Annotated in this window: 29 protein-coding genes; 10 read left to right on the top strand and 19 right to left on the bottom strand. The window is 56.4% G+C overall.

Translation table 11 applies throughout. The features are described from left to right. The first annotated feature begins 28 nt into the window (after nt 1-28). A complete protein-coding gene (locus ACY4LX_RS07620) occupies nt 29-442 on the top strand; it encodes a hypothetical protein (RefSeq protein WP_463259569.1) in 414 nt (137 codons plus the stop codon). A gap of 61 nt (nt 443-503) precedes the next feature. On the opposite strand, the gene ACY4LX_RS07625 is transcribed toward ACY4LX_RS07620, so the two are convergent. The 9 genes from ACY4LX_RS07625 to ACY4LX_RS07665 form a co-directional block, all read right to left on the bottom strand. Then, a complete protein-coding gene (locus ACY4LX_RS07625; protein WP_149657314.1) occupies nt 504-1268 on the bottom strand; it encodes an ABC transporter ATP-binding protein in 765 nt (254 codons plus the stop codon). A 13-nt stretch (nt 1269-1281) separates the two neighbouring features. Then, nucleotides 1282-2400 carry a succinylglutamate desuccinylase/aspartoacylase family protein gene (locus ACY4LX_RS07630; protein ID WP_463259570.1) on the bottom strand — a complete coding sequence of 373 codons (1119 nt, stop codon included), beginning with the start codon at nt 2398-2400 and terminating at the stop codon, nt 1282-1284. 12 nt (nt 2401-2412) lie between these two features. After that, nucleotides 2413-3123 carry an ABC transporter permease gene (locus tag ACY4LX_RS07635; RefSeq protein WP_149657312.1) on the bottom strand — a complete coding sequence of 237 codons (711 nt, stop codon included), beginning with the start codon at nt 3121-3123 and terminating at the stop codon, nt 2413-2415. Further along, the gene (locus ACY4LX_RS07640) at nt 3120-3848 is read right to left on the bottom strand and encodes an ABC transporter permease (protein ID WP_463259571.1); all 729 of its coding nucleotides are present in this window, start codon (nt 3846-3848) and stop codon (nt 3120-3122) included. Before ACY4LX_RS07640 ends, ACY4LX_RS07635 begins: the two co-directional genes overlap by 4 nt. A gap of 56 nt (nt 3849-3904) precedes the next feature. Then, nucleotides 3905-4687 carry a transporter substrate-binding domain-containing protein gene (locus ACY4LX_RS07645; RefSeq protein WP_123405931.1) on the bottom strand — a complete coding sequence of 261 codons (783 nt, stop codon included), beginning with the start codon at nt 4685-4687 and terminating at the stop codon, nt 3905-3907. 314 nt (nt 4688-5001) lie between these two features. Next, nucleotides 5002-6690: an ATP-dependent DNA ligase gene (locus ACY4LX_RS07650; protein ID WP_463259572.1), complete on the bottom strand. Its 1689-nt coding sequence runs from the start codon at nt 6688-6690 to the stop codon at nt 5002-5004. Continuing rightward, nucleotides 6687-7718 carry a ligase-associated DNA damage response exonuclease gene (locus ACY4LX_RS07655; protein WP_463259573.1) on the bottom strand — a complete coding sequence of 344 codons (1032 nt, stop codon included), beginning with the start codon at nt 7716-7718 and terminating at the stop codon, nt 6687-6689. The genes ACY4LX_RS07650 and ACY4LX_RS07655 overlap by 4 nt, the downstream gene beginning before the upstream one ends. 192 nt (nt 7719-7910) lie before the next feature. Beyond that, the gene (locus ACY4LX_RS07660; RefSeq protein WP_463259574.1) at nt 7911-10361 is read right to left on the bottom strand and encodes a penicillin acylase family protein; all 2451 of its coding nucleotides are present in this window, start codon (nt 10359-10361) and stop codon (nt 7911-7913) included. A 218-nt stretch (nt 10362-10579) separates the two neighbouring features. Next, entirely contained in the window at nt 10580-11224 is a 645-nt protein-coding gene (locus tag ACY4LX_RS07665; protein ID WP_463259575.1) for a glutathione binding-like protein, read from the bottom strand. A 143-nt stretch (nt 11225-11367) separates the two neighbouring features. Here ACY4LX_RS07665 and ACY4LX_RS07670 point away from each other — a divergent pair, with 143 nt between their 5' ends. After that, nucleotides 11368-11925, top strand: a complete 558-nt coding sequence (locus ACY4LX_RS07670; protein WP_463260572.1) for a cysteine hydrolase family protein — start codon at nt 11368-11370, stop codon at nt 11923-11925. Between the two features lie 107 nt (nt 11926-12032). Here the strand turns inward: ACY4LX_RS07670 and ACY4LX_RS07675 are convergent, their stop codons facing one another. The 3 genes from ACY4LX_RS07675 to ACY4LX_RS07685 all read right to left on the bottom strand — a co-directional run bounded on the left by ACY4LX_RS07675 (nt 12033) and on the right by ACY4LX_RS07685 (nt 13439). Continuing rightward, nucleotides 12033-12248: an SEC-C metal-binding domain-containing protein gene (locus ACY4LX_RS07675; protein ID WP_054046981.1), complete on the bottom strand. Its 216-nt coding sequence runs from the start codon at nt 12246-12248 to the stop codon at nt 12033-12035. A gap of 5 nt (nt 12249-12253) precedes the next feature. After that, nucleotides 12254-12739 (bottom strand): LEA/WHy family protein, encoded by a 486-nt coding sequence (locus tag ACY4LX_RS07680; protein ID WP_463259576.1) that lies wholly within the window; start codon nt 12737-12739, stop codon nt 12254-12256. Nucleotides 12740-13154: 415 nt separating this feature from the next. Further along, the gene (locus ACY4LX_RS07685) at nt 13155-13439 is read right to left on the bottom strand and encodes a hypothetical protein (RefSeq protein WP_463259577.1); all 285 of its coding nucleotides are present in this window, start codon (nt 13437-13439) and stop codon (nt 13155-13157) included. Nucleotides 13440-13844: 405 nt separating this feature from the next. Here ACY4LX_RS07685 and ACY4LX_RS07690 point away from each other — a divergent pair, with 405 nt between their 5' ends. From ACY4LX_RS07690 to ACY4LX_RS07715, 6 genes are all read left to right on the top strand, one after another. Next, nucleotides 13845-14399 (top strand): hypothetical protein, encoded by a 555-nt coding sequence (locus tag ACY4LX_RS07690; RefSeq protein ID WP_463259578.1) that lies wholly within the window; start codon nt 13845-13847, stop codon nt 14397-14399. Further along, nucleotides 14396-14656, top strand: a complete 261-nt coding sequence (locus ACY4LX_RS07695; protein WP_463259579.1) for a hypothetical protein — start codon at nt 14396-14398, stop codon at nt 14654-14656. Before ACY4LX_RS07690 ends, ACY4LX_RS07695 begins: the two co-directional genes overlap by 4 nt. A 376-nt stretch (nt 14657-15032) precedes the next feature. Continuing rightward, nucleotides 15033-17285: a tape measure protein gene (locus tag ACY4LX_RS07700; protein ID WP_463259580.1), complete on the top strand. Its 2253-nt coding sequence runs from the start codon at nt 15033-15035 to the stop codon at nt 17283-17285. Beyond that, entirely contained in the window at nt 17285-17560 is a 276-nt protein-coding gene (locus ACY4LX_RS07705; RefSeq protein ID WP_463259581.1) for a hypothetical protein, read from the top strand. Before ACY4LX_RS07700 ends, ACY4LX_RS07705 begins: the two co-directional genes overlap by 1 nt. Continuing rightward, a complete protein-coding gene (locus ACY4LX_RS07710) occupies nt 17557-17763 on the top strand; it encodes a hypothetical protein (RefSeq protein WP_463259582.1) in 207 nt (68 codons plus the stop codon). The genes ACY4LX_RS07705 and ACY4LX_RS07710 overlap by 4 nt, the downstream gene beginning before the upstream one ends. A gap of 283 nt (nt 17764-18046) precedes the next feature. Further along, nucleotides 18047-19303, top strand: coding sequence for a hypothetical protein (locus tag ACY4LX_RS07715; protein ID WP_463259583.1), 1257 nt, complete (start codon nt 18047-18049; stop codon nt 19301-19303). Nucleotides 19304-19584: 281 nt separating this feature from the next. On the opposite strand, the gene ACY4LX_RS07720 is transcribed toward ACY4LX_RS07715, so the two are convergent. Together ACY4LX_RS07720 and ACY4LX_RS07725 are read right to left on the bottom strand one after the other, a co-directional pair. Further along, nucleotides 19585-19986 carry a hypothetical protein gene (locus ACY4LX_RS07720; protein WP_463259584.1) on the bottom strand — a complete coding sequence of 134 codons (402 nt, stop codon included), beginning with the start codon at nt 19984-19986 and terminating at the stop codon, nt 19585-19587. A 25-nt stretch (nt 19987-20011) separates the two neighbouring features. Next, the gene (locus ACY4LX_RS07725; RefSeq protein ID WP_463259585.1) at nt 20012-20311 is read right to left on the bottom strand and encodes a hypothetical protein; all 300 of its coding nucleotides are present in this window, start codon (nt 20309-20311) and stop codon (nt 20012-20014) included. Between the two features lie 389 nt (nt 20312-20700). Between ACY4LX_RS07725 and ACY4LX_RS07730 the strand changes: the two genes are divergently transcribed. After that, the gene (locus tag ACY4LX_RS07730; protein ID WP_463259586.1) at nt 20701-20952 is read left to right on the top strand and encodes a hypothetical protein; all 252 of its coding nucleotides are present in this window, start codon (nt 20701-20703) and stop codon (nt 20950-20952) included. Between the two features lie 126 nt (nt 20953-21078). Then, a complete protein-coding gene (locus ACY4LX_RS07735) occupies nt 21079-21699 on the top strand; it encodes a recombinase family protein (protein ID WP_463259587.1) in 621 nt (206 codons plus the stop codon). Between the two features lie 400 nt (nt 21700-22099). Here ACY4LX_RS07735 and ACY4LX_RS07740 read toward each other — a convergent pair whose 3' ends face one another. From ACY4LX_RS07740 to ACY4LX_RS07760, 5 genes are all read right to left on the bottom strand, one after another. After that, nucleotides 22100-22378: a hypothetical protein gene (locus tag ACY4LX_RS07740; RefSeq protein ID WP_463259588.1), complete on the bottom strand. Its 279-nt coding sequence runs from the start codon at nt 22376-22378 to the stop codon at nt 22100-22102. A gap of 45 nt (nt 22379-22423) precedes the next feature. Next, on the bottom strand, nt 22424-22855 hold the full coding sequence (locus ACY4LX_RS07745; RefSeq protein ID WP_463259589.1) for a response regulator: 432 nt from the start codon (nt 22853-22855) through the stop codon (nt 22424-22426). Nucleotides 22856-22915: 60 nt separating this feature from the next. After that, complete coding sequence (locus tag ACY4LX_RS07750) at nt 22916-23224, bottom strand: hypothetical protein (RefSeq protein WP_463259590.1); 309 nt, start codon at nt 23222-23224, stop codon at nt 22916-22918. 367 nt (nt 23225-23591) lie between these two features. Further along, nucleotides 23592-25253, bottom strand: a complete 1662-nt coding sequence (locus ACY4LX_RS07755; protein WP_463259591.1) for a recombinase family protein — start codon at nt 25251-25253, stop codon at nt 23592-23594. A gap of 8 nt (nt 25254-25261) precedes the next feature. Continuing rightward, nucleotides 25262-25750: a YchJ family protein gene (locus ACY4LX_RS07760; protein WP_463259592.1), complete on the bottom strand. Its 489-nt coding sequence runs from the start codon at nt 25748-25750 to the stop codon at nt 25262-25264. Between the last annotated feature and the right edge of the window lie 2 nt (nt 25751-25752).

Consider the following 25752-nt stretch of genomic DNA (forward strand, 5'->3'; position numbering starts at 1 on the left):
GTTATTCATTTTTCAGTGAGATATTGAAATGACGGATGAAAAAGCAACAACGCTGGTAGAAGTTCCCGGGCTCCTGGAGGCCACGGCCACTCATGAGGGGCAAGTGGAAGACTTCAAGGAAGAAGACACGGTCTCTTATCGCTATGTCAGTGATGGAAATCTGCGGTTCCTGGATTCCCGCCCCGCAAATGGTTTTCGGATGAATATCGGGGTGAGTGCGGACGCAGGTACCGGCACGCATGTCATTAACGGGGAGACCACCAATGCACTGGTTGTTTTCAGGGGGCTGAGTCGAACCAATCGGGTGACCGGCGTCATGCGCGTGGACCAAAACGATGCTGCTGGTTTGTCAGGGGCTTTTAATGGCAACACGACGCTTAACGATATTACGTTCGAGATCAGGTGTACTGAGTTCAAGATTGATACAACAACCCGCAAATAACCGTCGTTAAAAATAGCGGGTCGAGATCACGACCCGCTAAGTTATGAAGACCAGACGAATACTATTTGAGGTTGCCACTCAAAAACTGCTTCAACCGCTCACTCTTCGGACTGCCCAACACCTCCTCCGGCGCGCCTTCTTCCTCCACCAGCCCCTGGTGCAGAAACAACACCTGGCTCGACACTTTGCGGGCGAAGCTCATTTCGTGGGTCACCATGATCATGGTCCGGCCTTCTTCAGCCAAACCCTGGATCACGCGCAGTACTTCACCCACCAGTTCCGGGTCGAGAGCCGAAGTCGGTTCGTCGAACAGCATCACTTCCGGTTCCATCGCCAAGGCGCGGGCAATCGCTACACGCTGCTGCTGGCCACCCGAGAGAAACGCCGGGTACTGATCCGCAACACGTGCCGCCAGGCCCACTTTGTCGAGGTAGCGGCGGGCGCGATCCTCGGCTTCCTCCTTGCTGCAACCCAGCACCCGGCGCGGGGCCATGGTGATGTTTTCCAGCACGGTCATGTGGCTCCACAGGTTGAAATGCTGGAACACCATGGCCAGGCGCGTGCGGATGCGTTGCAGTTCAGCGGGATCGGCCACGTGCATGCCGTGACGATCCTTGACCATGCGGATGTCCTTGCCATCCAGGCTCATGGCGCCGTCATTCGGTTGTTCGAGAAAGTTGATGCAGCGCAGGAAGGTACTTTTGCCCGAGCCGCTGGCGCCGATCAGGCTGATGACGTCGCCGGTGTTGGCCTTGAGCGAAACACCTTTGAGCACATGATGGTCGCCATAGCTTTTATGCAGGCCGTCGATGGTCAATTTATACATGGGGCATGCATCCTCAAGGCGAAAGTAGGTAGCCGCTGCGATAGGCTTCGGTGCCCGCGACGTGGGCGATCACCATGCCGGCAGTGGCCATGCGGCGCAGCGAACGGGCGTACATCAACCCGGCGGCGGTGCAATGGATGGGGGTGACGCGGTCAAGGATCGGGTCGATGACTTCGGCAATCTGCTGCCCGGCTTCCAGGTATTGCCCAGGCCGCGCGGTGAACACCAGCAACCCGCCGACCGGCGTGGCCACCGGTTCGACACCGGCCAACGGCGTGGCCGGGTAGGGCAGTTCGGGCAGAGGTGCCGCTTCGCCGGCGATGGCGCCGAAGTGAATCAGGTAATCGATCAACGCCTGGCAATCGGCGCTGGCCAACGGGTGATACACATCGCCCTGGCCGCGTAATTCGACGGTGACCGAGAAACTGCCCAGCGGAATATCGAAGTGCTCGCCAAAGCGCTCCTTCAACTGCCACCAGAGCAGGGTGAAGCATTCATCGAACGACTGGCCGCCGGAATCGGTGGCCAGCAAACTGGCCTCGGCACCGATGTAGCGCGCCAGCGGCTCGACCTGCGGCCAAGCCTCAGGTGTGGTGTAAAGGTGGGCGACGGCTTCGAAATCACAATGCAGGTCCAGCACCATGTCCGCGTCGCAGGCCAGGCGTTGCAGGGTCAGGCGCTGGGATTGCAGTTGGGTGCCGGCCGTCTGGCGGGCGAGGGCGTTGCGCAGGCTGGTGCGGATCAGTTCGAGGTTGTGCTGCGGATCGTCGCCGAGCAGGCCTTCGATCTCGTTGCCCACCTCTTCGCTCAAATCGACGAACCAGCGGTTGAAGTTCTGCCCGCTCTCCAGTTCGTAGCGGCCCAAGGGCACGTCCATCAACACCTGTTCCAGGCCGACCGGGTTGGCCACGGGCACCAACACGATTTCGCTGCGCAGGCGGCCGGCGGCTTCCAGCTGCGTCAAGCGCTGCTTGAGGTGCCAGGCCACCAGCATGCCGGGCATTTCATCGGCGTGCAGGGACGACTGGATGTAGATCTTGCCCGCTCCATTGGCCGGGCCGAAATGGAAGCTGTGGATCTGTCGTGCGGTCCCCGGCAGCGGGGCCAGCAAGTCATGTTTCTGGTGGCGCATTTACGATAGGTCCTAGTGAGTCGGCCCGAGGAAGGCCAGCCATCGGCGTTCGGCGAGACGGAACAGGCCGACCAGCGCAAAGGTCACGGTCAAGTAGATCAGCGCAGCGATGCCGAACGACTGGAAGGTCAGGAAGGTCGCCGAGTTGGCGTCCCGTGCGACTTTCAGGATATCCGGGATGGTCGCGGTGAACGCCACGGTGGTCGAGTGCAGCATCAGGATCACTTCGTTGCTGTAATAAGGCAACGAACGGCGCAAGGCCGACGGCATGATCACGTAGGCATACAGCTTCCAGCCTGTCAGACCATAGGCCTTGGCCGCTTCGACTTCACCGTGGTTCATGCTGCGGATCGCCCCGGCGAAAATCTCCGTGGTGTAGGCGCAGGTGTTCAGGGCGAAGGCCAGGATCGTGCAGTTCATCGCATCGCGAAAGAACGCATCCAGTACCGGTTGCGCACGGACGGCCGCCAGGCTGTAGATCCCGGTGTAGCAGATCAGCAGTTGGATATAGAGCGGCGTGCCACGGAACAGGTACGTGTAGAACTGCACCGGCAGACGAATGTAGAAGTGCGGCGAGACCCGGGCGATGGACAGCGGGATCGACACCAGGAAGCCGATGAAGATCGAGGCGCTGAGCAGCCACAGGGTCATGGCCAGACCGGTGATGTGGTAACCGTCGCTATAGAGGAAGGGTTTCCAGTATTCCTGCAAGAGTTCGATCATCGTACGGCCTCCCGGGAGCCGGCGGCGTAGCGGCGTTCAAGCTTGCGCAGGACGAAGTTGGAGACGCTGGTGATCAGCAGGTAAATCAGTGCTGCCAGGACCAGGAAGTAGAACAGTTGATAGGTGCTTTTACCCGCGTCCTGGGCAGCCTTGACCAGGTCGGCAAGGCCGATGATCGACACCAGGGCAGTGGCCTTGAGCATCACCATCCAGTTGTTGCCGATGCCCGGCAGGGCGAAACGCATCATCTGCGGGAACACCACGATCCAGAAGCGCTGGCCGCGTTTGAGGCCGTAGGCGGTGGCGGCTTCGACCTGACCCCGCGGCACGGCAAGGATCGCCCCGCGGAAGGTTTCAGTGAAGTACGCGCCATAAATGAAGCCCAGGGTGATGACCCCGGCGCTGAACGGGTTGATCTCGATGTATTCCCATTCCATGTATTCGGTGAATGTCGTCAACCAGGTTTGCAGGCTGTAGAAGATCAGCAGCATCAGCACCAGGTCCGGCACGCCGCGAATCAGCGTGGTGTAGACCTGGGCCGGCAAGCGCAACAATTTGGATTTCGACAGTTTGGCACTGGCGCCCAGCAAACCGAGTAAAACGGCCACCAGCAGCGACAATGCCGATAATTTGATGGTCATCCAGGTGCCTTCCAACAGCAAAGGACCGAAGCCCTTGAGGCTGAAGGCTGAGAGCCCCAGGTTTTGTAAGAGGTTTTCGAACATAAATCAGCAACCTGATCGAGTAAAAAAAGCGCCCATCGTGAGATGGGCGCCGGGCATTATTTGCCGCTGTACAGATTCAGATCGCCAAAGTGTTTCTTCTGAATGGTGGCGTAAGTGCCATCGTCGTGTAACGCTTTGATACCTTTATCCAAAAGTGCCTTGAGGTCTTTGTTACCTTTAGAGATACCGATAGCTGTTTTGGCAGGCAGCAGCGGAGCATCAATCGGCTTGCTGACTTCGTAATCAGCCCCTTGTGGCGACTTCAAAAAGCCCAATTCGGCTTGCAGCATGTCCTGGACCCCGGCGTCGAGACGACCGGAAGTCAGGTCCGAATACACCTGATCCTGATTCTGATAGGCCTGGGTTTTCACGCCAGCCTTGTCCAGCACGGCTTTGGCGTAGGCTTCCTGGATGGTGCCTTGTTCGTAGCCGACGGTTTTGCCCTTGAGCGAAGCCACGTCGGTGGTAATGCCAGAACCTTTTTTCGACACGTAAGCGGTTGGGCCGGAGAACAGCTCGCTGGAGAAGTCGATGACTTTTTCGCGGGCTTCGGTGACGGTCATCGAAGAGATCACACCGTCGAATTTATTGGCCTTGAGGCCCGGAATCATGCCGTCGAAATCGCTTTCGACCCATTTGCACTTGACCTTCAACTCGGCACAGATCGCATTGCCCAGGTCGATATCGAAGCCCACCAGGCTGCCATCCGCTGCTTTCGACTCGAACGGTGCATAGGAAGGGTCAACGCCAAAACGCAGTTCTTTGTATTCCTTGGCCAGCGCGGAGCCGGCAGCCATGCACAACGCCAGTGCAGAAAGGGTCAGCAATGCTTTTTTCATTATTCAATCCCTAAGAACCAATATGAGCGCTTGTGGCGCAGAATTATTGTTACTGGAAAGCGTAAGACCTAATGAAAGTAGCAATTTCCGAACCAGAGTCCCGAACAAGCGTTTTAAAAGGTGATTAAAGAGAAGGTTGTGACGCATTTGTGCACGAAAATGGGCGACGTGAATTTCCTGCACCAAGTTGGTTCGCTCGATGATCGTTCCCACGCTCCTGCGTGGGAATGCAGCCCGGGACGCTCCGCGTCCCAAGAGCGGACCCGGAGCATCCGATGAGGCATTCCCACGCGGAGCGTGGGAACGATCAGGTGTCAGCTCAACAAATCCTGCAGTGTGGCGAGGCTATCGGCTTCTTCCACCGACTTGTCCTGCCGCCAGCGCAGCATTCTGGGAAACCGCACCGCAATCCCGCTCTTGTGCCGGCGGGACAGGGCGATGCCTTCAAACCCCAGTTCGAACACCAGGCTTGGTTTCACGCTGCTCACCGGCCCGAACTTTTCCACCGTGGTCTTGCGCACGATGCCGTCGACCTTGCGCATTTCCTCATCGGTCAGCCCGGAATACGCCTTGGCGAACGGCACCAGCGTGCGTTCGCTCGCCTCGGGCGGACCGTCCCACACGGCGAACGTGTAGTCGCTGTAGAGACTGGCCCGGCGACCATGGCCCCGTTGCGCATAGATCAGCACCGCATCGACGCTGAACGGGTCGACTTTCCATTTCCACCACACGCCCATGTCCTTGGTCCGTCCCACGCCATACAGCGCATCCCGGGCCTTGAGCATCATGCCTTCGACGCCGAGCCGCCGAGAGGCTTCCCGTTGCCGGGCGAGGTCGAACCAGTCTTCGCCGGTCAGCACGGGGGAGGCCAGCAGCACCGGGCTGTTACAGGTGGCGATGACCTGCTCCAGTTGGGTGCGGCGTTCAACCTGGGTGTGGTTGCGCCAGTCTTCGCCCTGCCATTCCAGCAAATCGTAGGCGAGCACCACCACCGGCACCTCGTCGAGGATTTTCTTGCCCAGGGTTTTGCGGCCGATTCGCTGTTGCAGCAGGGCAAAGGGTTGCACCGCCGGTGGCGCCGTGGAGTGCGGGTCGAAGGCCTCTTCGGTGGTGGGTTGCGCCGCTTTCCAGGCAACGATTTCACCGTCGATCACCGTGCCATCGGGTAAGCCGTGGGTCAGCGTTTCCAGTTCGGGAAAACGTTCGCTGACCAGTTCCTCGCCCCGGGACCAGATCCACAGCCGGCCCTCACGCTTGACCACTTGGGCGCGGATGCCGTCCCACTTCCATTCCACTTGCCACTGGCTGGCCGGGCCGATCAAGGCTTCGAACTGCTCAACGGGTTGTTGCAGGGCATGGGCAAGGAAAAACGGATACGGTTGGCCCCCGCGCTGGGCATGTTCGTCGTCGGACTGTGGGGCGATGAGTTTCAGGTAACTGGCGGCGCTCGGGCGATTGGACAGGTCGGTGTAACCCACGAGGCGCTGCGCCACGCGTTTGCTGTCGAGCCCGGCCATGGCGGCCAGTGCGCGGGTCACCAGCAGTTTAGAGACGCCCACGCGGAAACTGCCGGTGATCAGTTTGATACACAGCATCAGGCTCGGGCGGTCCAGTTGCGCCCAGAGGGCGGGCAGTTGCCGGGCCAGGAACTCCGGGGTTTCACCGCGCAGGGGCAGCAGTTTGTCTTCGATCCAGGTCGCCAGCCCCTCGGTAGAACTGTGGGGCGTTTCCGGTAGCACCAGCGAGATGGTTTCCGCCAGGTCGCCGACAGCCTGATAACTCTCTTCGAACAGCCACGGCGAGAGCCCGGAAACCTCGACCGCCAGTTCCCGCAGCGCGCGCACCGGCACCAATTGTCGCGGGCGGCCACCGGACAGAAAGTACACCGCCCACGCGGCATCTTCCGGCGCGGCGTGGGCGAAGTAAGCCTGCATCGCCGCCAGTTTGGCGTTGCTTGAGGTGGTGGCGTCGAGTTCGGCGTACAACTCGGCAAAGGCCTTCATGGCAGCACCTCGGCGGGTTCCGGCGTGGCGGCATGATCTTCCTCATCATCGCCGTACTCGGTGCTGAAACCCTGGGCATCCAGCCCTTGTTCGCGCAAATGCCGCACCAGCACGCCGACCGAACCGTGGGTCACCATCACCCGCTCGGCCCCGGTCTGTTCGATGGCCCACAACAGACCGGGCCAGTCGGCGTGATCCGACAGGACGAAACCCCGATCCACCCCGCGCCGCCGCCGCGTGCCGCGCAATCGCATCCAGCCGCTGGCGAAGCCGTCGCTGTAGTCGCCGAACCGACGCATCCACGTGCTGCCACCGGCCGAGGGCGGGGCGAGGACCAGGGCCTGGCGCATCGTCGGATCAGTCTTTTTGACCTCGCCGGCGTAAATCGTGGGCGGCAGGTAAATTCCCGCTTCGCGGTACACGCGGTTGAGCGGTTCCACGGCGCCATGCACCAGAATGGGGCCGATGCTGGCGTCAATGCCGTGCAGAATGCGCTGGGCTTTGCCGAAGGAATAGCAGAACAGCACGCTGGCTTTTTCCGCGTCGATGTTGGCCCGCCACCACTGATTGATCTCGGCAAACACCTGCGCCTGGGGTTGCCAGCGGTAGATCGGCAGGCCGAAGGTCGATTCGGTGATGAACGTGTGGCAACGCACCGGTTCGAAAGGGGCGCAGGTGCCGTCGGGCTCGATTTTGTAGTCCCCGGAAGCGACCCATACTTCACCGCCGTATTCCAAACGGACCTGGGCCGAACCGAGCACATGGCCGGCTGGGTGAAAACTCAAGATGACGCCGTGGTGCAGCAAGCGCTCGCCATAGGGCAGGGTTTGCAGGTTGATGTCCTGGCCCAGGCGCGCGCGCAGAATCCCTTCGCCGGGCGCGGCCGCCAGGTAGTGTTGATTGCCGGTGCGGGCGTGATCGCCGTGGGCATGGGTGATCACCGCCCGCTCCACGGGGCGCCACGGGTCAATGTAGAAATCCCCGGCGGGGCAGTACAAACCTTCGGGGCGCGCGATAACAAGATCCATGTTGTGACCAAAATGGAGTGATTTGTTAGCTATGAGGTTTGCGCGAGGCTGGAAGTTCTATCGGGTTTTAGCGATTGATCGTTCCTACGCTCCGCGTGGGAATGCCTCCAGGGACGCTCCGCGTTCCAATGGGACGCGGAGCGTCCCGGGCAGCATTCCTTTGCTGCGCGTGGGAACGATCATCATCGCGGGTTATTTACCCGGTGTGAGGGTCAATCGCGCCTTGCCATACGCCTTGTCAAAGTTCTGCGGCTGCATCGGCAGGCTCATGTACTGGCCCTTGAGCCACGGATCAATGCTGTCGAGGTAGTTCGGGCTCGCCGGGTTGCCGGACTGGCCGCTGCCGTTCTGGCCCATCAACGGCTCGGACTGGCCGAAGTCGACGATGAAACGCATGGACGGCGCCAGGGTGGTGTTGAAATCCTGGCCCCAGGCGAACGCCGCGGTGTTGAGCGTGGTGTGATCGCCACCGGCCGCGAGCGGGCCACGGACGGTCTGGCCGCTGGCGTTTTTCCACTCGTAGCGATGCAGTTTGCCCCACTGCCAAGCCTTGTGATCGCCACCCAACTGACTGTCGCCGGCACTGATGGCCGCCGCCAGGCTGCGGGCGAGGATCGCCGGTTTGTCTTCTTTCTGCGGCGTGCGCGCGTCATCCCAGAATGGGCTGTCTTCGCGCCCCAGCAGGTGATCGGCCTGGGCCGCGTAGGACAACTTGCCGTTGGCGACAAAGGCTTTCCACGCCGGGCTGCTGTCCGGGCCGAGTTCGTCGAGGAAAATCTGCTTGGCGCTTTCCTGCAGGAACAGCTCATAGATCGCGGCATCGCTGGACGTCGGGCTGAGCTTGCCGTCGAACGCCATCAAGCGCGCCAACGCCTCGCGGGCCTTGCTGCGATCAGTTTCAGGCAAGGTGTCGATCGCCTGCTTCAGTGGTTGGGCCATCCCCGGTGCGGCAAACATTTTTTTCAGTTTGGCGGCGAAGGTGGTGGTCTGGTCGTATTGCATGGCGATCAGGCTGCGGGTGTCGTGCTTACCCGTGCCCGCCAGTTCGGCCAGGCGTTCGCCACGTTCCGGGGCGGACCAGGAATTGGACAATTGCATGCCATAACCATGGGGGATGACCCGCTGGTTGGCGGTGCCGAGCCAGCCTTGGGCCGGGTCCTGGTCGTAGGGGTGCAGCATCGGGTCGGCGTAACCGTCCCAATCGTAGCGACCTTCCCAGCCCGGCGACGGCAGCAAACCTTCGCCTTCGCGACGGTTCGGGTAGCGACCGGTGACTTGCCAACCAATGTTGCTGGCGTCGGCGAAGACCAGATTCAGGGAGATAGCGCGGATTTCGCGGCTGGCGTCCGAGGCTTTCTCCACGGTTTGCGCCCGGGACAGGTCGAAGAACGCATCCAGGGTTTTGTCGTCGGTGAAGCTTGGGGTTTGCAGGGCCAGGCCGAAACCGTTGGCCATGCTCAGGCCCTGGGCACTGTTGAGCAGCGGTCCGTGGCGGGTTTCATACACCGCTTCGCGCAGCGGCCGCTGGCCTTTGACGAAGTAGGTTTCGTTGCGCACCACCACCGGTTGCCATTTGCCGTTGGCTTCGTAAGTCAGGCCATTGCCCTGGCGTTTGATTTTTTCCAGGAACAGGTCCTGGTTATCGCCCATGACCGTGGTCATGCTCCACGCCACTTTGCCGTTGAAACCGCCGAGCACCATCGGCAGACCGGCAATGCTCACGCCCGCCGCCTGATATTTCGGCGCACGGATCTGCACGTAACTGAACAACGACGGCACGCCCAGCGGCCCGTGGCTGTCGCTGGCCAGCAGGCTTTTGCCGCTGCGGCTGCGTTGCGGGCCGATGGCCCAGTTGTTCGACGAGGTGGCGCCGAGCAGATTCAGATCGGAGAGTTGCCCGGTGGCCTTGGTGATTTCCGCCAGGCCCGGGATCGCGCCGTTGAGCTTGATGCCTTGCAGCTTATCGGCTTCGCCCAGTGGCAGCTTCTCGTCCGGTGCGGACGGCGACAGCCATGGCAGCTTGTCGGTGGTGACGGTTTGCGCCAGCACCAGCGAGGAGATTTCTTCTGGCAGGTTGGCCGACTGGCTGAAATTCAACAGGCAGAAAATCAACGCCGAGTCTTCCGGCTTCCAGTATTCCGGCTTGTAGCCGGTGGCCGCGAGGTCCGCCGGCAGTTTGTCGCGGTAGCGGAACAGGTAGGCGTTGACACCCCGGGCATAGACTTCGAAGAAGCGCTTGAGTCGCGGCGACGAGGCTTTGTACAGCTCACCGGCGCTCTTCTTCAGATTGACCGCACGCATGTAGCGGTCAGCGTCGAGCAGATCCGCGCCGGACATTTCTGACAGACGGCCCTCGGCCAACAGGCGCATGGTCACCATTTGCGTGAGGCGATCGCTGGCGTGGACGTAGCCCAGGGCGAACAGTGCGTCGTGGAAGCTGTTGCTTTCGATCAACGGCATGCCCATGGCATTGCGTCGCACCGACACGTTCTGCGCCAGGCCCTTGAGCGGCTGCACGCCGGAGGTGGGCGGGAGGGTGTCCTGGGTGTTCCAGGTCTGACAACCGGTCAGGCTCAAAACACCGGCCACTGCTGCGGCAACGCCGAACCGGGGAAGAAAATGTGTGAGGGCTGGCGAGGCCATGGCAAAGCTCCTGCGGGGGTAGTAACGCAATAAAGGCGCTACGTTAGTGAGCAGGAGGTGGCCGCGCAAGCGGGGCGCAGGTTATTTCTTCAGTGATCGTTCCCATGCTCTGCGTGGGAATGCAGCCCGGGACGCTCCGCGTCCCATCCAAAGCCGAACGCGGAGCGTCCGTTGAGGCGTTCCCACGCAGAGCGTGGGAACGATCAGTCGCATCGATCTCAGGCCTTCGGTGGATTGACCTTCGCCGCCAGCGCATACGCCTTCACCGTCGCCGGGCGGGTCTGGATGTGGGTGAACCAGCGCAGCACATTCGGGAAGTCTTCGAGGTTCTGGCTCTGCCACTTGTGGGACACGACCCACGGGTAGATCGCCATGTCGGCAATGCTGTACTCGTTGCCGGCCACAAATTCATTGCTCGCCAGTTGTTTGTCCAGAACCCCATACAGGCGGGCGGTTTCGTCGATGTAGCGTTTGATCGCGTAAGGGATTTTTTCCGGGGCAAACTGGCTGAAGTGGTGATTCTGCCCGGCCATCGGGCCCAGACCGCCCATCTGCCAGAACAGCCATTGCAACGCCTGCTGGCGCCCGCGCAGGTCCTTGGGCAGGAACTTCCCGGTCTTTTCCGCGAGGTACAGCAGAATCGCCCCGGACTCGAACAACGGCAGCGGCTCGCCGCCATCGGCCGGTTCGTGATCGACGATGGCCGGGATTTTGTTGTTCGGGGAAATCTTCAGGAATTCAGGCTTGAACTGGTCGTTCTGGCTGATGTTGATCGGGTGCACGTCGTACTTGAGGCCGGCCTCCTCGAGGAAAATCGAGATTTTGTGGCCGTTGGGGGTGGTCCAGTAATACAGGTCGATCATGGAGTACTCCAGAAATGGACGTCATTAGGTACGGACAGCAACCGCTCGCATCAGGTCGTCCTGTGTGCACCGCAGACTTGCCTGTAGGAAGAAGTGATGCTCAAGTGCGTGAAATTCAATGACCCGGCATGAGAAAAGTCAGCATGGCGCTAAAGTCGAACGCGGCACTGATCATCATCGATCAACAGAAAGGCATCCTGGAGCCCAGGTTGGGGCGGCGAAACAATCCCCAGGCCGAGGAACGAATCGGTGATTTGCTGGCGCATTGGCGACGCACCGGGCGCCCGGTGATTCACGTGCAGCACCTGTCCCACTCGCCGGACTCAGTGTTCTGGCCGGAGCAATCGGGGGTGGAGTTCCAGGAACGGTTCCAGCCATCGGCCGGGGAACGACTGATCCAGAAACGCGTGCCGGATGCGTTTTGTGCGACGGGACTGGAGGCGGGTTTGCGTGAGGCGGGGATCGGGCAATTGATCATCGTTGGCGTGGCCACCAACAACTCGGTGGAATCCACGGCGCGAACGGCCGGGAACCTGGGGTTTGATGCGTGGGTGGTGGAGGATGCGTGTTTTACCTTCGACAAGGCGGATTTTTTCGGCCACCCCCATTCAGCCGCGGAGGTTCACGCCATGTCACTGGGGAATCTGCATGGCGAGTACGCCACCGTCATCAACACCGCAGAGATCTTGAACGATGACTGAAAACCTGTAGGAGCAAGGCTTGCCCGCGAAGAACGATGACGCGGTTTGCCTGGAAGACCGAGGCGTCCCATTCGCGGGCAAGCCTCGCTCCTACAGGTACCGACGTTTTACGCGCCGTGGCACTTCTTGAATTTCTTGCCGTTGCCGCACGGGCAAGGGTCGTTGCGGCCGACATCTTTCAGGGCGTTGCGCACCGGTTCCTGGTGGGCGTGGCCGCAGTTCGGGCCGTGGACATGGCCATGGTCGTGATCATGGTGGTCATGGGCATGATCGTCGTGATCGTGGTTGCAGTCAGGGCCATGGACATGAGGTTGCTGGGTCATCGGGGTTACTCCGGAATTAAATCGGCGGGGATTATCACGCCATTACGCGCCAGGTGCACGTAGTGCGCGATGAATAGGCCGGTTTCCAGTTCACCTTCCAGGCGATAGGGGATGGGTTGCTTCGGACTTTTCAGCATTTTCACCAGATCCCGCACCTTGGGCCACAGGTTGGTACGGATCGGCACCCTGAAATAGGCGCTGCGTTTGGGGCCGACGGTGAACCAGTGCTCATGCTCGCCTTCGGTCAGCAGCATGTCGCCCAAATGAATGCGGTATTCCAGACCGCGCACGGTCAGGTCACTGTCATTGGGGTTGTCGACGCGAAAGTGCAGGATGAATTTCTGCTCCAGCAGTTTGGCCCGCACGACCTCGACCTTGACCAGGTGCACCTGAGGCTCCGGTTCATCGTCGCTGAACCAGGACGCGCAGCCGCCGAGGCTCAGGATTGCGAGCAGGGTGAGCAGATGTAAGGTGCGGCGTTGACCGGTCATCGTGATGGTTCTCCTTGAACCCCAGTCTAGCCCTTGTAGGAGCAAGCGATGCGGCGACCCGACTTGCCCGCGAAGAACGATAACGCGGACTTTCAGAAAGACCGAGGCGTCCCTTTCGCGGGCAAGCCTTGCTCCTACAAAGAGCCCTACGCGCCGAAATACCCCGCACAACACTTCTTGATGTATTGCAACAATACACTACCAGCGACATCGGCTCAGTCACTGTGTAGGGCGGGCTTGCAGCAAGCATAGCCGGTGGGGTGGCGCACAGCAGCACCCCGGAACGGACGCTGTAGCAAGTATGGTGATTACGCCAATGATTACGATGAACAAGCCAAAAACACGGTTTCACTTGACTTATAGAAAATGTTGTATTTGACAAATGGGGGTTTAGGGCCCATACTGAGCTTAACGGTTATAGCTTTTCGTGAGGCGTATCGAACGCCTGCTTGAAAATATTTTCAGAGTTGGCATAGAAAGTGCTTGCAATTCTGAGGAAGTCGTGCGATAATACCGTGAGAGCTACAAATTCGTGCGGCGATTCCGCTTCACCCCCCAGCTCCACCAGCATCAAACCAAATTCCAAAGCATCCACCGGATCAGCCGCCAAGCTGAATTCCGGTAAAGTCATTTTCAGAATCACCCGCACCGGTCCAAGCGTGAACTTGCGATAGGTGCAGTTGTAGGCCGAGGTTTCCACTGACCTCTCCAATCGCATACGCAAGGCGATGGCCGTTACTTGCCAGACCAGACTGAAATGTCCAAGGACTGCCTGACAGGGGCGGTGGTTGAACTCTGTCACTAATTACCTGAACACTCATGTAGCACTTTATAGGGCACGGCGTAATAGTCCTGCCCTATCTATTTGTTTTAAATCCTAAGTGTGACATCAAACCAACCCATTCAATATCTGTGACAACTCTAATTCAGGAGGTGGCCCCTTATGGCCCTAGTTTTTCAACATTGCGAGACTTGCGGTATCCGCTACGCCAGTCGGACAGTACGTAGCAAGACTTGTTCAAGTGCATGCCGACAACGAGCATGTAGAGCAGCCAAGCAACAAAGTGCAACACAACCAACCATAAAACCAGAAGGAAACAAAACCATGAGTACACAAACACCAATGCTTCATACATTCAGCGAATCTGAATACCGAGAACGCTGCCAGAACGCAAAAGGCTTCTACGAATCACGAATCGAAAAACCGGGCGCCAACGTTGTTGGTGCAGTAGTCGAGTTCGTTTTCAGCACATTAGATGAAGCGCTTGAAACCTATCACCAGCACCGAAAATCTGGATGGCTTCCACTTGATCCAGCGGGAGGACTGCCAACTGCAATGCAATTTGATAGCCCGATGGTTTCCTACATCACGATGTATCTGAGAAAGCCTCCACGCGATCAAGAAAAGGATCTTGTGCAAGTGTGTCAGCAGGTTAGGGAAGATTATGAGGCAGAGCTTGAAACCGCGTTGAATAATGAGATTGACCGCCAGATTGAGCTGGTGCGTTTGAAGGATGAAGAGAATCGCCAAAAGGCTGATGAACAACAACGCTTGAATCGTGAGCAAGAAGTGCGTGATGAACTCGCCGCAACACGTGCCAAGCTCCGTGACGAACTAATCAAATCTGGCAGATTGACCAAAGAAGGCACAGCACAATGACCGATAAAATCGATCCAAGCACACTATCAGGAACTGAGTTGATTCTACGTGAGAAGTACGCAAAAGATACACTTGCTGCAAGCTCTCCAGAGGCCGCTACAGAGGCCGTAATTAAACAAGCTGCACCAGCAGATGAAGAAGCCTCGGAAGAGGCTGTAATCGCATTTAAAGCGGCTCTGGAGTTACTTGCAGCAAGAGAGCGTGCCAACAAGATTATCACACTTGCCAAACAAGCCAAATTGAACAAAGGACATTGATGGAAAAAGCTACACCGCTACAATTCGCTCTGAATAAAGGGCAATGGTTTCAAATCATCAGATTCACCGGTAAAAGCAACATCCCCGCCTTTTGTAACTTGGCCCGCCAATATCTTCGCCGCTTTAGTGCCGATGACCTGGGATTTAGCTACTTGTGGTTCCACGTTGCAAACGATGTCACATACCTTGTTGTCACTGGCACACGTACATCACTCACTGTCTTGTCGTCATACATCGATACACACACCATCCACTTCGAACACGCCGCAATAGTGCGAGAAGGGAGAGGCGTCAAAGGATTCGAGAGTGTTGTCACTGACTTGTACGCACGCCGTGTAGCAGTGAAAGGGAAGCATACACAAGGACGGAGCCTACAATGAGCCTACATAGCGAGATCATTGCCCAGCTAATCGGTGTTCTCAAGTTCAACGTGGACGCCAGTGGGTTGCACCGCTTCAATGCAATGATGAAGACCACCGAAAGACAAATGACTCAACTCGGCAAACAAGCCGATGCACTTCAACGCAAACTCAGTCGGAAATTCGGAATCACCACTACAAGTGCCGAGAGAGCCAAGCTTGATGCTGCTGTAATGAAGTCCCAAAACAAGGAGCTGGCAACGCAACAGAAGATCGCCCGTCTACAGCATGCACAGAACACCGCTGCAATCAGTGCTCAGAAGTTGGTGGCAACAGGGAAGAAGGAAGAAGCATTCCTACAAAGTGCATCTTTGAAGCAACAAGTGACGCAGGCTGTGCTCGCAGCTAAACAACAGAAAGTGCAGCAGGAATTTTTGAAAACCAGGCTAGGTGAGCAGCGTGTTCAAGCTGCATCGGAACAGTCACAAATCCGCCAAGCTCGTCTCCAAGACATCTTGCGTAAGCGTCAGGCCGAAACGATCAAGCTCCAACAGCAAAGCGCTGCACATCAAACCGCACTGCAAAGAGCAGAGATTGCAATGCAAGCCGCAAGGGCTAATGGTATCCGTGCAGCCGAACGTTGGGCAGCTAACAAAGCTTCGAGCGCCACACGCGAAGCCCGTGCAGCGGTGAAGCACGATCAAGCCAGCCAGCGATTTGCCTTCGCGGCTGAAAGACACCAAGCGTGGAAGGATCGCCAGAACGCTCCTAAGGTAATGAACTTCGGTAATTTGGCTGTGGGCCTCTCCAGTGCGTCAGCAGCGCTGTACGGGCTTGTGAAGGGCATCAGCTTCTTGAATGAACGGATTCAACAGCGTCAGGAGAGTGCAAGCACGGCGGAACAGTTCAATACAGCCCTTCAAAGTGCTGGCGGCAAGAATCCGAACAATCAGAAGTTTGCTCGCGATCAGTTTGTGGATATCAGCAACAAGTATGGTCAGGAAGTATCAGTAAACACAGCAAAGAGCTTTGCTCTGTTCGTCCAAGGCCAATTGGCATTAGGTAAGACTCTTACCCAAGCCACCAAGATGTTCGAAGATCAGTCTGCAACGCTGTTAGCTGCTGGGGCAGACAAAGAGCAAGCTAAGCGCGCCTCCTACCAGTTGAATCAAATCAGAGCTAAAGGAAAACCAGAAGGCTCAGACGTTAACGATTTGTTTGACGCCGTGGGCGGTGTAGTTGCTGCCTCTATTCGTCAAGCTGCTGCAACACGTTTGAATTTCAAAGGCAAAGTGGAAGAACAGGCGGGGTGGTTCAAGAAGTCTGTAACTGACGGCAAGATTTTGGCTAAAGACTTCGATCAGGGTATGACTAACTTTCTTAACGCCAACAGAGATCTTCTTGCAAGGCAGATGAATTCCATTGCAGCCAATCAGCAGCGTGCAGAAAACCAAGCCTACTTGAATGACAACACCGTTAACACTAACGGCGAGTTGAAGGCAGTCATTCTGGATAGAATCAAGGCAGAGGGTGAGTTGAATACAGCTCTACAACCTCTGAAAGAGTCTCTGATGCAGTTTGATCAAGGGTTGACCAAGTTCAATACGTCGCTAATTCGAATGATGATTGGTCACGATGCAAATGGTAACGCCACACCAAACGCCATGCAGAAAGATCCTAATCCAGCTCCCGGCTCAGTTGGTGCAGCGATTGGCCCAAGATTGAAGCCAGCCGCACCGAATGAACAAGCGAGTTTGGATGATCGTGCTAAGCCCGGATTGTTGAACGGCCTTCGTCGTTTGTTCACGGGTGCATCTGTTGCAGATGATCAAGCAACAGCACAGGAGAACAGAGAACGTTGGCCGGGGAGGATTGATCCCGTTGAGCTAATGAACTTCGATACCTACCGTCTTACTTCGCGTGATCTTGGTAAAGATCCTGAGAATTTGGCAGATGGGAAGTTTAGACAGTTCCGCCCATACCAGCCGTATACATTTGAAGACACTACCAAGGCAGTCGAGGCCCAGTTGCAAATGCGAGTGCCTGTACAGTCATCATGGCTTGGGCCGGGTGATCTAAACGGGGCCACTGTCAACAAACCGTCGGAGGGTAACGTTGATCAGTCGCAACATACAGAAGTAAATAACAATGTGACCGTGAATATCACAGCACCTCCCGGCTCTGACGAACAGGAAGTGGGGCGTATTGTCCGTGATGAACTTGGCAAGGTGTTGCAAACAACTCGTGCCAATCAGAAAGAGGTGGAGTGATGAAAGGAATCATCCGCGCCATTGCACTTGGTGTGTTCATTCAAGTGATGATAGGAGCCGGACTTTCGGTCTGGCTCTTCAATCACAACAACGATATGGCGTTACAGTATGCCCAAATGGCAGAACGTAACGCTAACACCTACACCGACCAAGTGGTGCGTGACCAGTACAACCGACTCCAAGTTGAGCGAAGTCAGGAGCGTGAAGATTTACATAAGTGGGTGGATCATCGCATCAGCCTCCAGCTCTCCCGCGCCAAGGAAGCCAAACAATGACCTACAACGAAATCGCCCACCAAACAGACTGCAGGGCCGCTTGCGGCTTTTACGTCTCCGAGGTGTACGGTGAGGCTGTAGTGCATCAGATCCCTGCTGTACTGGATACCCTGTGGTTAGCATTGCTCTCAGGTGCAACAGAAGAACTCGCCCAGTTACATATTTTGAGTGATCACCGTCTACCAGTGCCGGAAAAGAAGTAACTGCCCTGTATGTATCTCGGCAACTCCGAGTACATCGTCTACAGGCCGTGTAATTCAACGGGTGTAGCCATTTTGCTTAACTCAAGCCAAGGGTGCGAGAGCACCCAATTTATCCCCAATAGAAGGAATATCCCAATGCGTAAATGTAACTGCCGCAACTGCGGACGTGAGTTCACCGTGGCGAAGCCAATGCCATTTTGCTCAGGCCAATGCCGGGTAGCCCACACATACCAACAGACGATTAACGAAGCCCAATCCAAGACGATCCAAGCAGGAGTCGAATATGACAACAGCAACACCGAAAAAGAATAAGGCTACACGCCGCCCAAGATGTCCGCATTGCCGTAAACAGTTTTATACCCAAAGTGCTAAAGCCATCTTCTGCACTCGCATTTGCAAAGACCGCGCTACAGCAGCCAAGAAACGCACCGTATACATCACCAGGGCCACGGATAGCGCTTTCATGCAAACACTGGCCTTTGAAGCTTCCCGTGCCGGTACATACGAGATCTTCACCAGTCACACCCCTGAATCACTGGCTGAGCTATACGGGCTATACGCCTTCAAGCTCCGTGCAAACCGCTATGGCAGTTCCAGCGATTACGAGCTGTCACACATTGCCCCATCACAAGGGCACGACATCGTGGGGCTCTACCACCCTCAGAACCTGGTAGTAGCACCCAAGGCAATGAACCGTGCTCACGGTAATCAGTATTGGGGCCACGGTCTGAGCGTTGATCGCAACAAGCTGAAATCCCGTTACATGATCGAGAAGGGCACGCCACAGGCGGAAATCATCAAGGGCATCATCCAATATATCGGGCCAGATGTTATTGCCCAAGCGACGAAGCTTGCAGGTATTCAACCACGCAAACGCATCGCTACGCTGAGCTGGCTCCGTGAGCATTTGAACCCACACAACCCGCAACACCGTGGCTGGCTGGACAACCTCGACACAATGCACACCACAGCCCTGACAGCCCTCAAAGCCACACTGTCAGGCAAGCAACCCAGCGGCTACACAATCCCAGCACGCACATACTCACAACTGGAAGTGCTGCTCCTGGGACTGGAGCAACAAGCTCAACACCGCCCTGAGCTGATCGAGGTGCAACACGCCATCAATACAGCGTTAGAGGCATTCATCAGTGCCAACTATTCATCCGATTGGATGGTTGATCGTACCCTTGCCGATGTACTGAGATTCATGCCGGACACGCTCATGACAAAGCCAGAGTTACAGGCCCTGTTCGACGTGTTGCACGGGAAAGAGGTGTACGACATCCGGCCAGTGCTGGACAGCTTCACCCAGCGTTGTAAGGAACGTCAGGGGCTGTCTCAGCCAATCGCGTACAAGGCTCAAGCCCCAAGAGTGCTGGCAACCCTGAAAAGCCCTGTCAGCTTCGCTGCTGAGGCTCGCTCGTTTGCTGAATGTCTGGATGGGGAAGAGGTGAGTGTGGGTGCTGTTCCAGTGCCAGTGTTGGTATTGTCTCAGGCGGATTCGGTGCCACAGCCTGTTGAGCCTCTACCTTGGGACTGACTGGCAGGGGGCGGAAGCCCCGATACACCCACTCAAGAGCATGCAGCGCGCCATAGGCAACACCACCGCCAATAACGGCAACGAGGAATATCCCCACAACGATTTGGCTCGCTGCTGGTGATGCAGGATCGGGGGGTGGGGGCATCGCTGCTGTGAACTCCATCACGCACCAAATACCAGATGCAATTGCCGCTATACACTTGGTCAGCTCCCAGAGCCGTCGCCATCCTTCTGCATGCATCCCATCCACTCCTGTTGTTCACAGCGTGAGCTGTGGTTGATTATACCGCCTTGGGGCGAAACCCTCGATACACCCAGCCCACCGTCGCACCAATGGCATACAACACCAGACCAAATCCAAACCACACACCCACAAAGACGCTCCTGAGCTTGATCTGGTCAGTCCACAGTGAATCAAGTTCAGATTGGCGACGGGTTTCCATATCTCGAATCCTTGCCTCGGTATCCTTGATTGCAGACCCACCGAAGAAGTCCTGACTGAATGTATCTGTGTCGAAGCGCTTGCTCTTGAGCTCTGCCAAGAATCGGCGATCTTGTTCCAGCGGCTTATCGAATTTCATAGCAATGGTTTCTTTGCTGGGTACGAGTTTCTCACCCACCACCATTAGCAAAAGACCGGCGATTACAAACGCCGCCACCCACAACCGTTGCCATCCATTCATGCCAGCTCTCCTTGTCTATCCGCTGTTAACGGACTTCCAGCGTAAACTTGCCGTTGGCCGTATTAAGAAATACAACAGCCATCATATCTGTAGTGTTGTCATACTCATCCGTAATAGGAGTCCAGTATGTGCAGGACAATGTTTTATCTATGATGTGTGAGCCATCGGCGCCGGGTAACAACTTTAAACTTGATAACCTAGAGTTGTGTAGTATGTCTGGAATCAGTTTCTGGCACATGCGTATGGCATTCTCGTAGCTGTTGCCGTTGTCAGCCATTACAGTGAATGGTGCGAGCAAGATGAGCAGTGCGACAATTTTTTTCATTTTTATTCTCTAGTGGTAGGCCATTATCCACGCCGTTGGTGGGGCTGCCCATAACATCCGCCATAACCTCTGAAATCCCACCCAAAAGCCTATAAAAACCTATCGTGTCGGTAGGCTTGATAGATTATATTGATGATGTGCAATCTGCTACACGCCAGTGTTTCCGGGGCCTGTAGGCTGGTGCGATCAAGCTGGCGCTCGTGGGGCTGCTCAAATTAGAGATATTGTTCAAAAACGTAGGTTTAGCCTGAAATCGCCAATTCTTGCAGAAACTCAGCAATCCCGCATCGCAAGATCACAAGTTGACGCAAGTGTCAACCATTTCGTGCTTGTGCGATGTCATTTTCTGTGTGAGGCTGCTCCTGTGCTTCCAACCTTGGAGAATCCCCATGTCCGACTTCACCCAGCAGGAATACCAAGAGACTCTTGCAGCTATCGCCAGCCGCGCTATTACAGAATGTATGGAGCCATACAGGGAAACCGACTGTGGAATGTTCCGCACCCTTCACAACGCCGGTTACATCGACGGAACACAGGTGAGCACGCTCAACAGATTTGTCCTTGTGGACATGGCTCTAACTCCTACCGGCCACAGTTGCCTTGCCGCATTCAGCACCCCTTCGGCGCTATCAAAGAAGTAGACATGTTTGGTAGTGCGATAACCGTCTGTCTGAGGGCTGATTACGCTATCAGATATCTATAGGCGTCTGGGTATCTGATAGATTATCCTTGATCTATCTAATCAATAGCCTAAAGGATAGCCAGCCATGAACGCACACCTCTACCTCCGTGCATCTACCAAGGATCAAGACGCCAACCGTGCCAAGACCTCTCTTGAGACCTTCGCCGCCACTCAGGGTTTGTCTGTTGTAGGTATCTACAGTGAGAACGTATCCGGCACCAAGCTTGAGCGCCCTGAGCTGATGCGCCTGCTAGACACTGCCAATCCCGGCGAAATCCTCCTGTGCGAATCCGTAGACAGGCTGTCACGTCTTTCACAGGCTGACTGGGAAACCCTCAAGGCAACGATCAAGGCCAAGGGCCTACGTCTGGTAGTGGCCGACCTTCCTACAAGCTGGCAGATGGCAGCAGAGGGCATTGCTGGTGAGGTGCTGAGGGTGATCAATGACATGTTGATCGAACTGATGCAGACCATGGCCCGTCTCGATCAGGCCAAGCGTGTGGAGCGCATCAACGAGGGGTTGAAGAACAAGCGTGACGCTGAGCCAGATTGGAGGCCAGCCGGGAAGGGTAAGAACGCCGAACTCTGGAAGAAGGTGCAAGACGCAATGACCAAGCATCCAACCATGAACGCTGATGAACTCGCCAAGCTGGTGGGGTGTGGAGTTGCCACAATCTACCGTATCAAGCGTGAGCTTAAAGCCTGACTCTCAATAGATATACCCAAATGCCCGCCTTGAGCGGGCTTTTTATTGCCAATTGACACAAGCCACATCAGATGATAGGTGTAATGCCTTCTGTAAGCTCCTGTGGTGCTGATACAGGCGTTCTATTTACACAATAGCTACACTGGTAGCTGTAAGCTCTCATAGAGGCGTGTAGAGGATCTCAAGAGTGGCCCTTTCAAATGAGAGCGGTTCTTATTTGGCGATTTAGGCGACTTGGAGTGCTGCCCGGTGTTGCTGGTTGAACAGCGCGGCTGGTTTTCCAGAATCTCACCAGTTTATTTTCTGGCAGTGAATCCAAGACGATTGTCGTAGTGGTCGGATTTTCCGGCGAAAAATTGAAATCTGGAAATATCGCCCCTGCGACAATTCATCGATGAATTCACAGCTCAGTTGGGCAAACGCTCAGGGCGAGGTCAAAAGTAGCTTTGACCTTGGGTTGAGACTCATGGGTGGCATGACTCGCCATCTTCAACGCTGCCCTGTAAGCACTTAGGTTGGCTGCTGGTCTGCTCGACTTGAGAATCCTGAAATGTTCGCAGTGTTTTGCTACAGCCGACTTCACTTCTCCGGTTACCTCTGCTCCAGCATGGGCTTTGACCCCAAGGGCGCTGATTGCATCCGTGTATTGCCTTACCAATCCGACTTCATATTCACTCATGGTGCATCTCCTTAATGGTGTGCCTGATCTTGTCGTGCTGCGTCGTCACGCTTCATCGTTTGGGGGCGGAGTTTTCTCGCTCACGGGCACGCCCGGTTGGAGGAGTTCCGCGACAGCGTTCACAAGCCCGTCCACCGGCCAAGGCTTCGGCAAAAAACAGGTATTGGGGGGTAGCCCTATGAAATGATCAGTCCATCCAGAGGTGACAATCGCCGCGATTTCCGGCCATCGGTTTTGCACCATAGATACGAATTCTGCACCCTGTAGCTGTCCGGGTAGCCCATGGTCAGCTATTACCAGTGAGCACTTGGTGCCTGATCCGAGCAGGTAAACCAACGCGTCATCAGCGGTGCCGAACGCAACACACTGAGCGCCGACATCCGCCAAGATTTCTCTCATGATTTCCCGTAGAAGAGTGTCATCCTCCACCACAATGATTTCGCCATTGATAGGCTGTAGCTGAAAATTCACTTCCATGGCGATGTTGTGCGCCTTCCAGTTTGGGTCTCTGAGTCTTTCACCTTCGGTGTGCTGGGTCTACGTATTTGGCTTGTCGTAATTGCCATAGCTGTAACTAAATTTCGCCGTCTCAAGCTCCGTCTCACGCCTGTACATGTCGCTCAACGTCCAGCGCAATCGCTCGTGTTCCAGCTTCAACGCTGACAGCTCCTTGTTGCTGTCACGCCACATGCAAATCATCCCAGCAAGGTTCTTGTGCGACTGGCGAAGGTCACGCCGTGTCACCTCAAGTTCGGAGTGCAGCAAATCACATTCGTGACGCAGCATGTCGGTGAGGCTGGGCATTCCAAGCTCAAATCCGCTGTCGTCGATTAGGTCGTCTGTCATGTTCGGTAGCGCCGTGTACTGGATACACATACAGTATCGTTTCCAGTGCAGGAGCTTCAAGGTTGGTGTGACGGGTGGCGGTATGGACCGGTATCGATTGTCGGAATCATACAAGTTCTTATATGTCAATGTTTTTATTGACATTTTTTCAGCTCTCGTGTACATTCACCACTCAATACACGGCGGCGGGCAGCGCGGCCCGTCACACACGCAGCGACGTACACACCGCACATTAGGAGTGCAGCCATGAACCGTTCAACGCAGTGCCGCTCTTTAACAACGTGGAATGCAACGGTGCTCGTAATGGGGCGGGTACGGTTGCACCTTGAATAGAATGGCTGTCACACATACGGCCAGGAACTGACGGTTAAGCTGTTGGAAGTGCTGGGAGTTTGATTTCCTGAATCCAGTGCTTCGTTCGCCGCCACTTCGGCATGTCACCATGCAGTTTTTGCAGCTCCGTGAATGCATCAGATGCGCTGTCGATCCGTATTTTGCTGTTTGAATGGGTGACAGCCCCAATGACGGTTTGCTCGGGCTCAGCTTCTTGGCTTCCGTGACTCGTCGCTACAGCGATCAAATACGTTTCGTTGCAGCGTCCATTCTTGCGAACAAAGATCCGCGTCCCTAACCGTTTCGTCAGGTTGTTCGCAGCAACACGCCCCTCAAACGATGTGAGGTCGAGCCTTTCGAAGAAGTCCGATTTGCTCACCACTCGGTCAACTGCCATCTGTTGACGTAGTGTGTCTTTCTCTACATCAATCGCCGCAAGCTGGCTCTCAAGCTCTAGCAGGAGCTTCGCCGTTATCCTGCTGGGATATTCGTTGTGTGCATCTTCGGCAGCAGCAAACTTAGCTCGCAGTTCTTCAATGCGACCTTCTGCAACATCCAGTTTCTTGCGGATAGACCCTGAGCTATTTTGCACGAGACTCAGGGAATCGAGCTTGGCGAGAACTTCGCGGAACACCGTTTCTGTGCGTGTAGCAGTGATGACGCCAGCGTTGCACATGCCTCGGGTGCTATGGCTGCACTTGTAGTATTTCCGGCCCCGCTGGCTCTGTAGGTGCATGGCGGCACCACATTCAAAGCAAAAGAAGACGCCCGCCAGCACGTTGAAGTTGGTGGTCTGTTTGGTGATCTTGTGTGAGCGTCGGGAGCCTCGTGCAGCTTGCGACCTGTAGAACACTTCCTCACTCACTACAGCCGGGAAAAAGCCCTTGATTGGCTCGCCATCTGGTGTCCTGACTCCCTCGATGAAGACGTGAGGCTGATACTCACCCAGCACGGTGCGGCTATCGAGGATGTGGCGAACGGTGCTGAAACCCCAGAGGCCGGAGAAGTTTTTTCTCCCTGCTGAAAACGCCGGGATACCTTCTTGATTCAAGGTGGCAGCGATGTTGCGTGACCCGTGCCCCTGTGTTGATAAATCAAACAGGCGCCGCACAACTTGAGCATGGTCGGGGTTGAGGGCGTAGCCTTCCGGGGTGACATCCAACCAAAGCGGCCTAAGCTTTCCAAGGGGCTTGCCGGTCTCGCGAGCGTCAGCCTGTTTCTTTCGCCATGCGGATGAAACACGGGCGCCCTTGGTGGCTGATTCTTCGTGCGCCCTCGACATGCTGATGATTGAAATGATCAGGTCAATTTCGTTGTAGTCGCGGGTGTACAGGCGCTTGTCTGTGCTGGTGTAAACGTTGATTCCCTTGGCGAGCAGATCAAGGAAGCGGGGTAGGGCGTCCCTTATCTTTTCCCGGCTCAGGCGGTCCAGCGATTCGATGACAAGGAAACTCCCGGTTGGAACAGTGCCGTCCTCGACATAACCGAGGAACCGAGCAAGCTCGCTCGTATCATCAACGTGCTTGCCCTTGTAGGCGGAACGGCCCCGGTCGAAGAACAGGTATTCAGCGGGGTCTGCAAGTTGAAGCCCGCGCTCTACAGCAAACTCCTTCGCGGCTCTCATCTGACGGGCTTCGCTGTCACCCGCTGACTGCTTCGCCGAACTGAAGCGGATGTAACTGAATACCTTGGACATCGTGCTACCTACTGGGGGTAATTGGCCTGTAGGTAATTGTGGCAGCACTTCTTGTATTTCTGCCCGCTCGCACACGGGCAGGCGTCGTTGCGCCCGGCTTTGAGCTGCACGGTCGGGTCGATGAAGTACCAGTGGCCGCTGTTCTGCACAAACGAGGAGCGCTCGCGGTGGCTGTGTTCGCCGGCGCCATCGTGCCAGCGCGCGGTGAAGGTCACGAAGGCGTGTTCCGGTTGCCCGCCAAACACCTCGGAGCTTTCCACTTCAAGGCCCAGCCAGGTGCTTTGCGCGCTCCAGTCGCTGATGGACTGGCGATCCAGGCTGGCCTGTTGGGCGGGCAGGGTGGTTGCCACCAGATAGTCGACAAGCCCCAGCACATAGGCGCTGTAGCGCGAGCGCATCAAGGCTTCGGCACAAGGCGCCGGGTGGCCGGCATGGTAATGGCCGCAGCAGGCGTCGAGCAGGGTGCCGCTGCCGCAAGGGCAAATGGATGTACTCATTG

This window comes from Pseudomonas sp. Emmai (assembly GCF_055179735.1).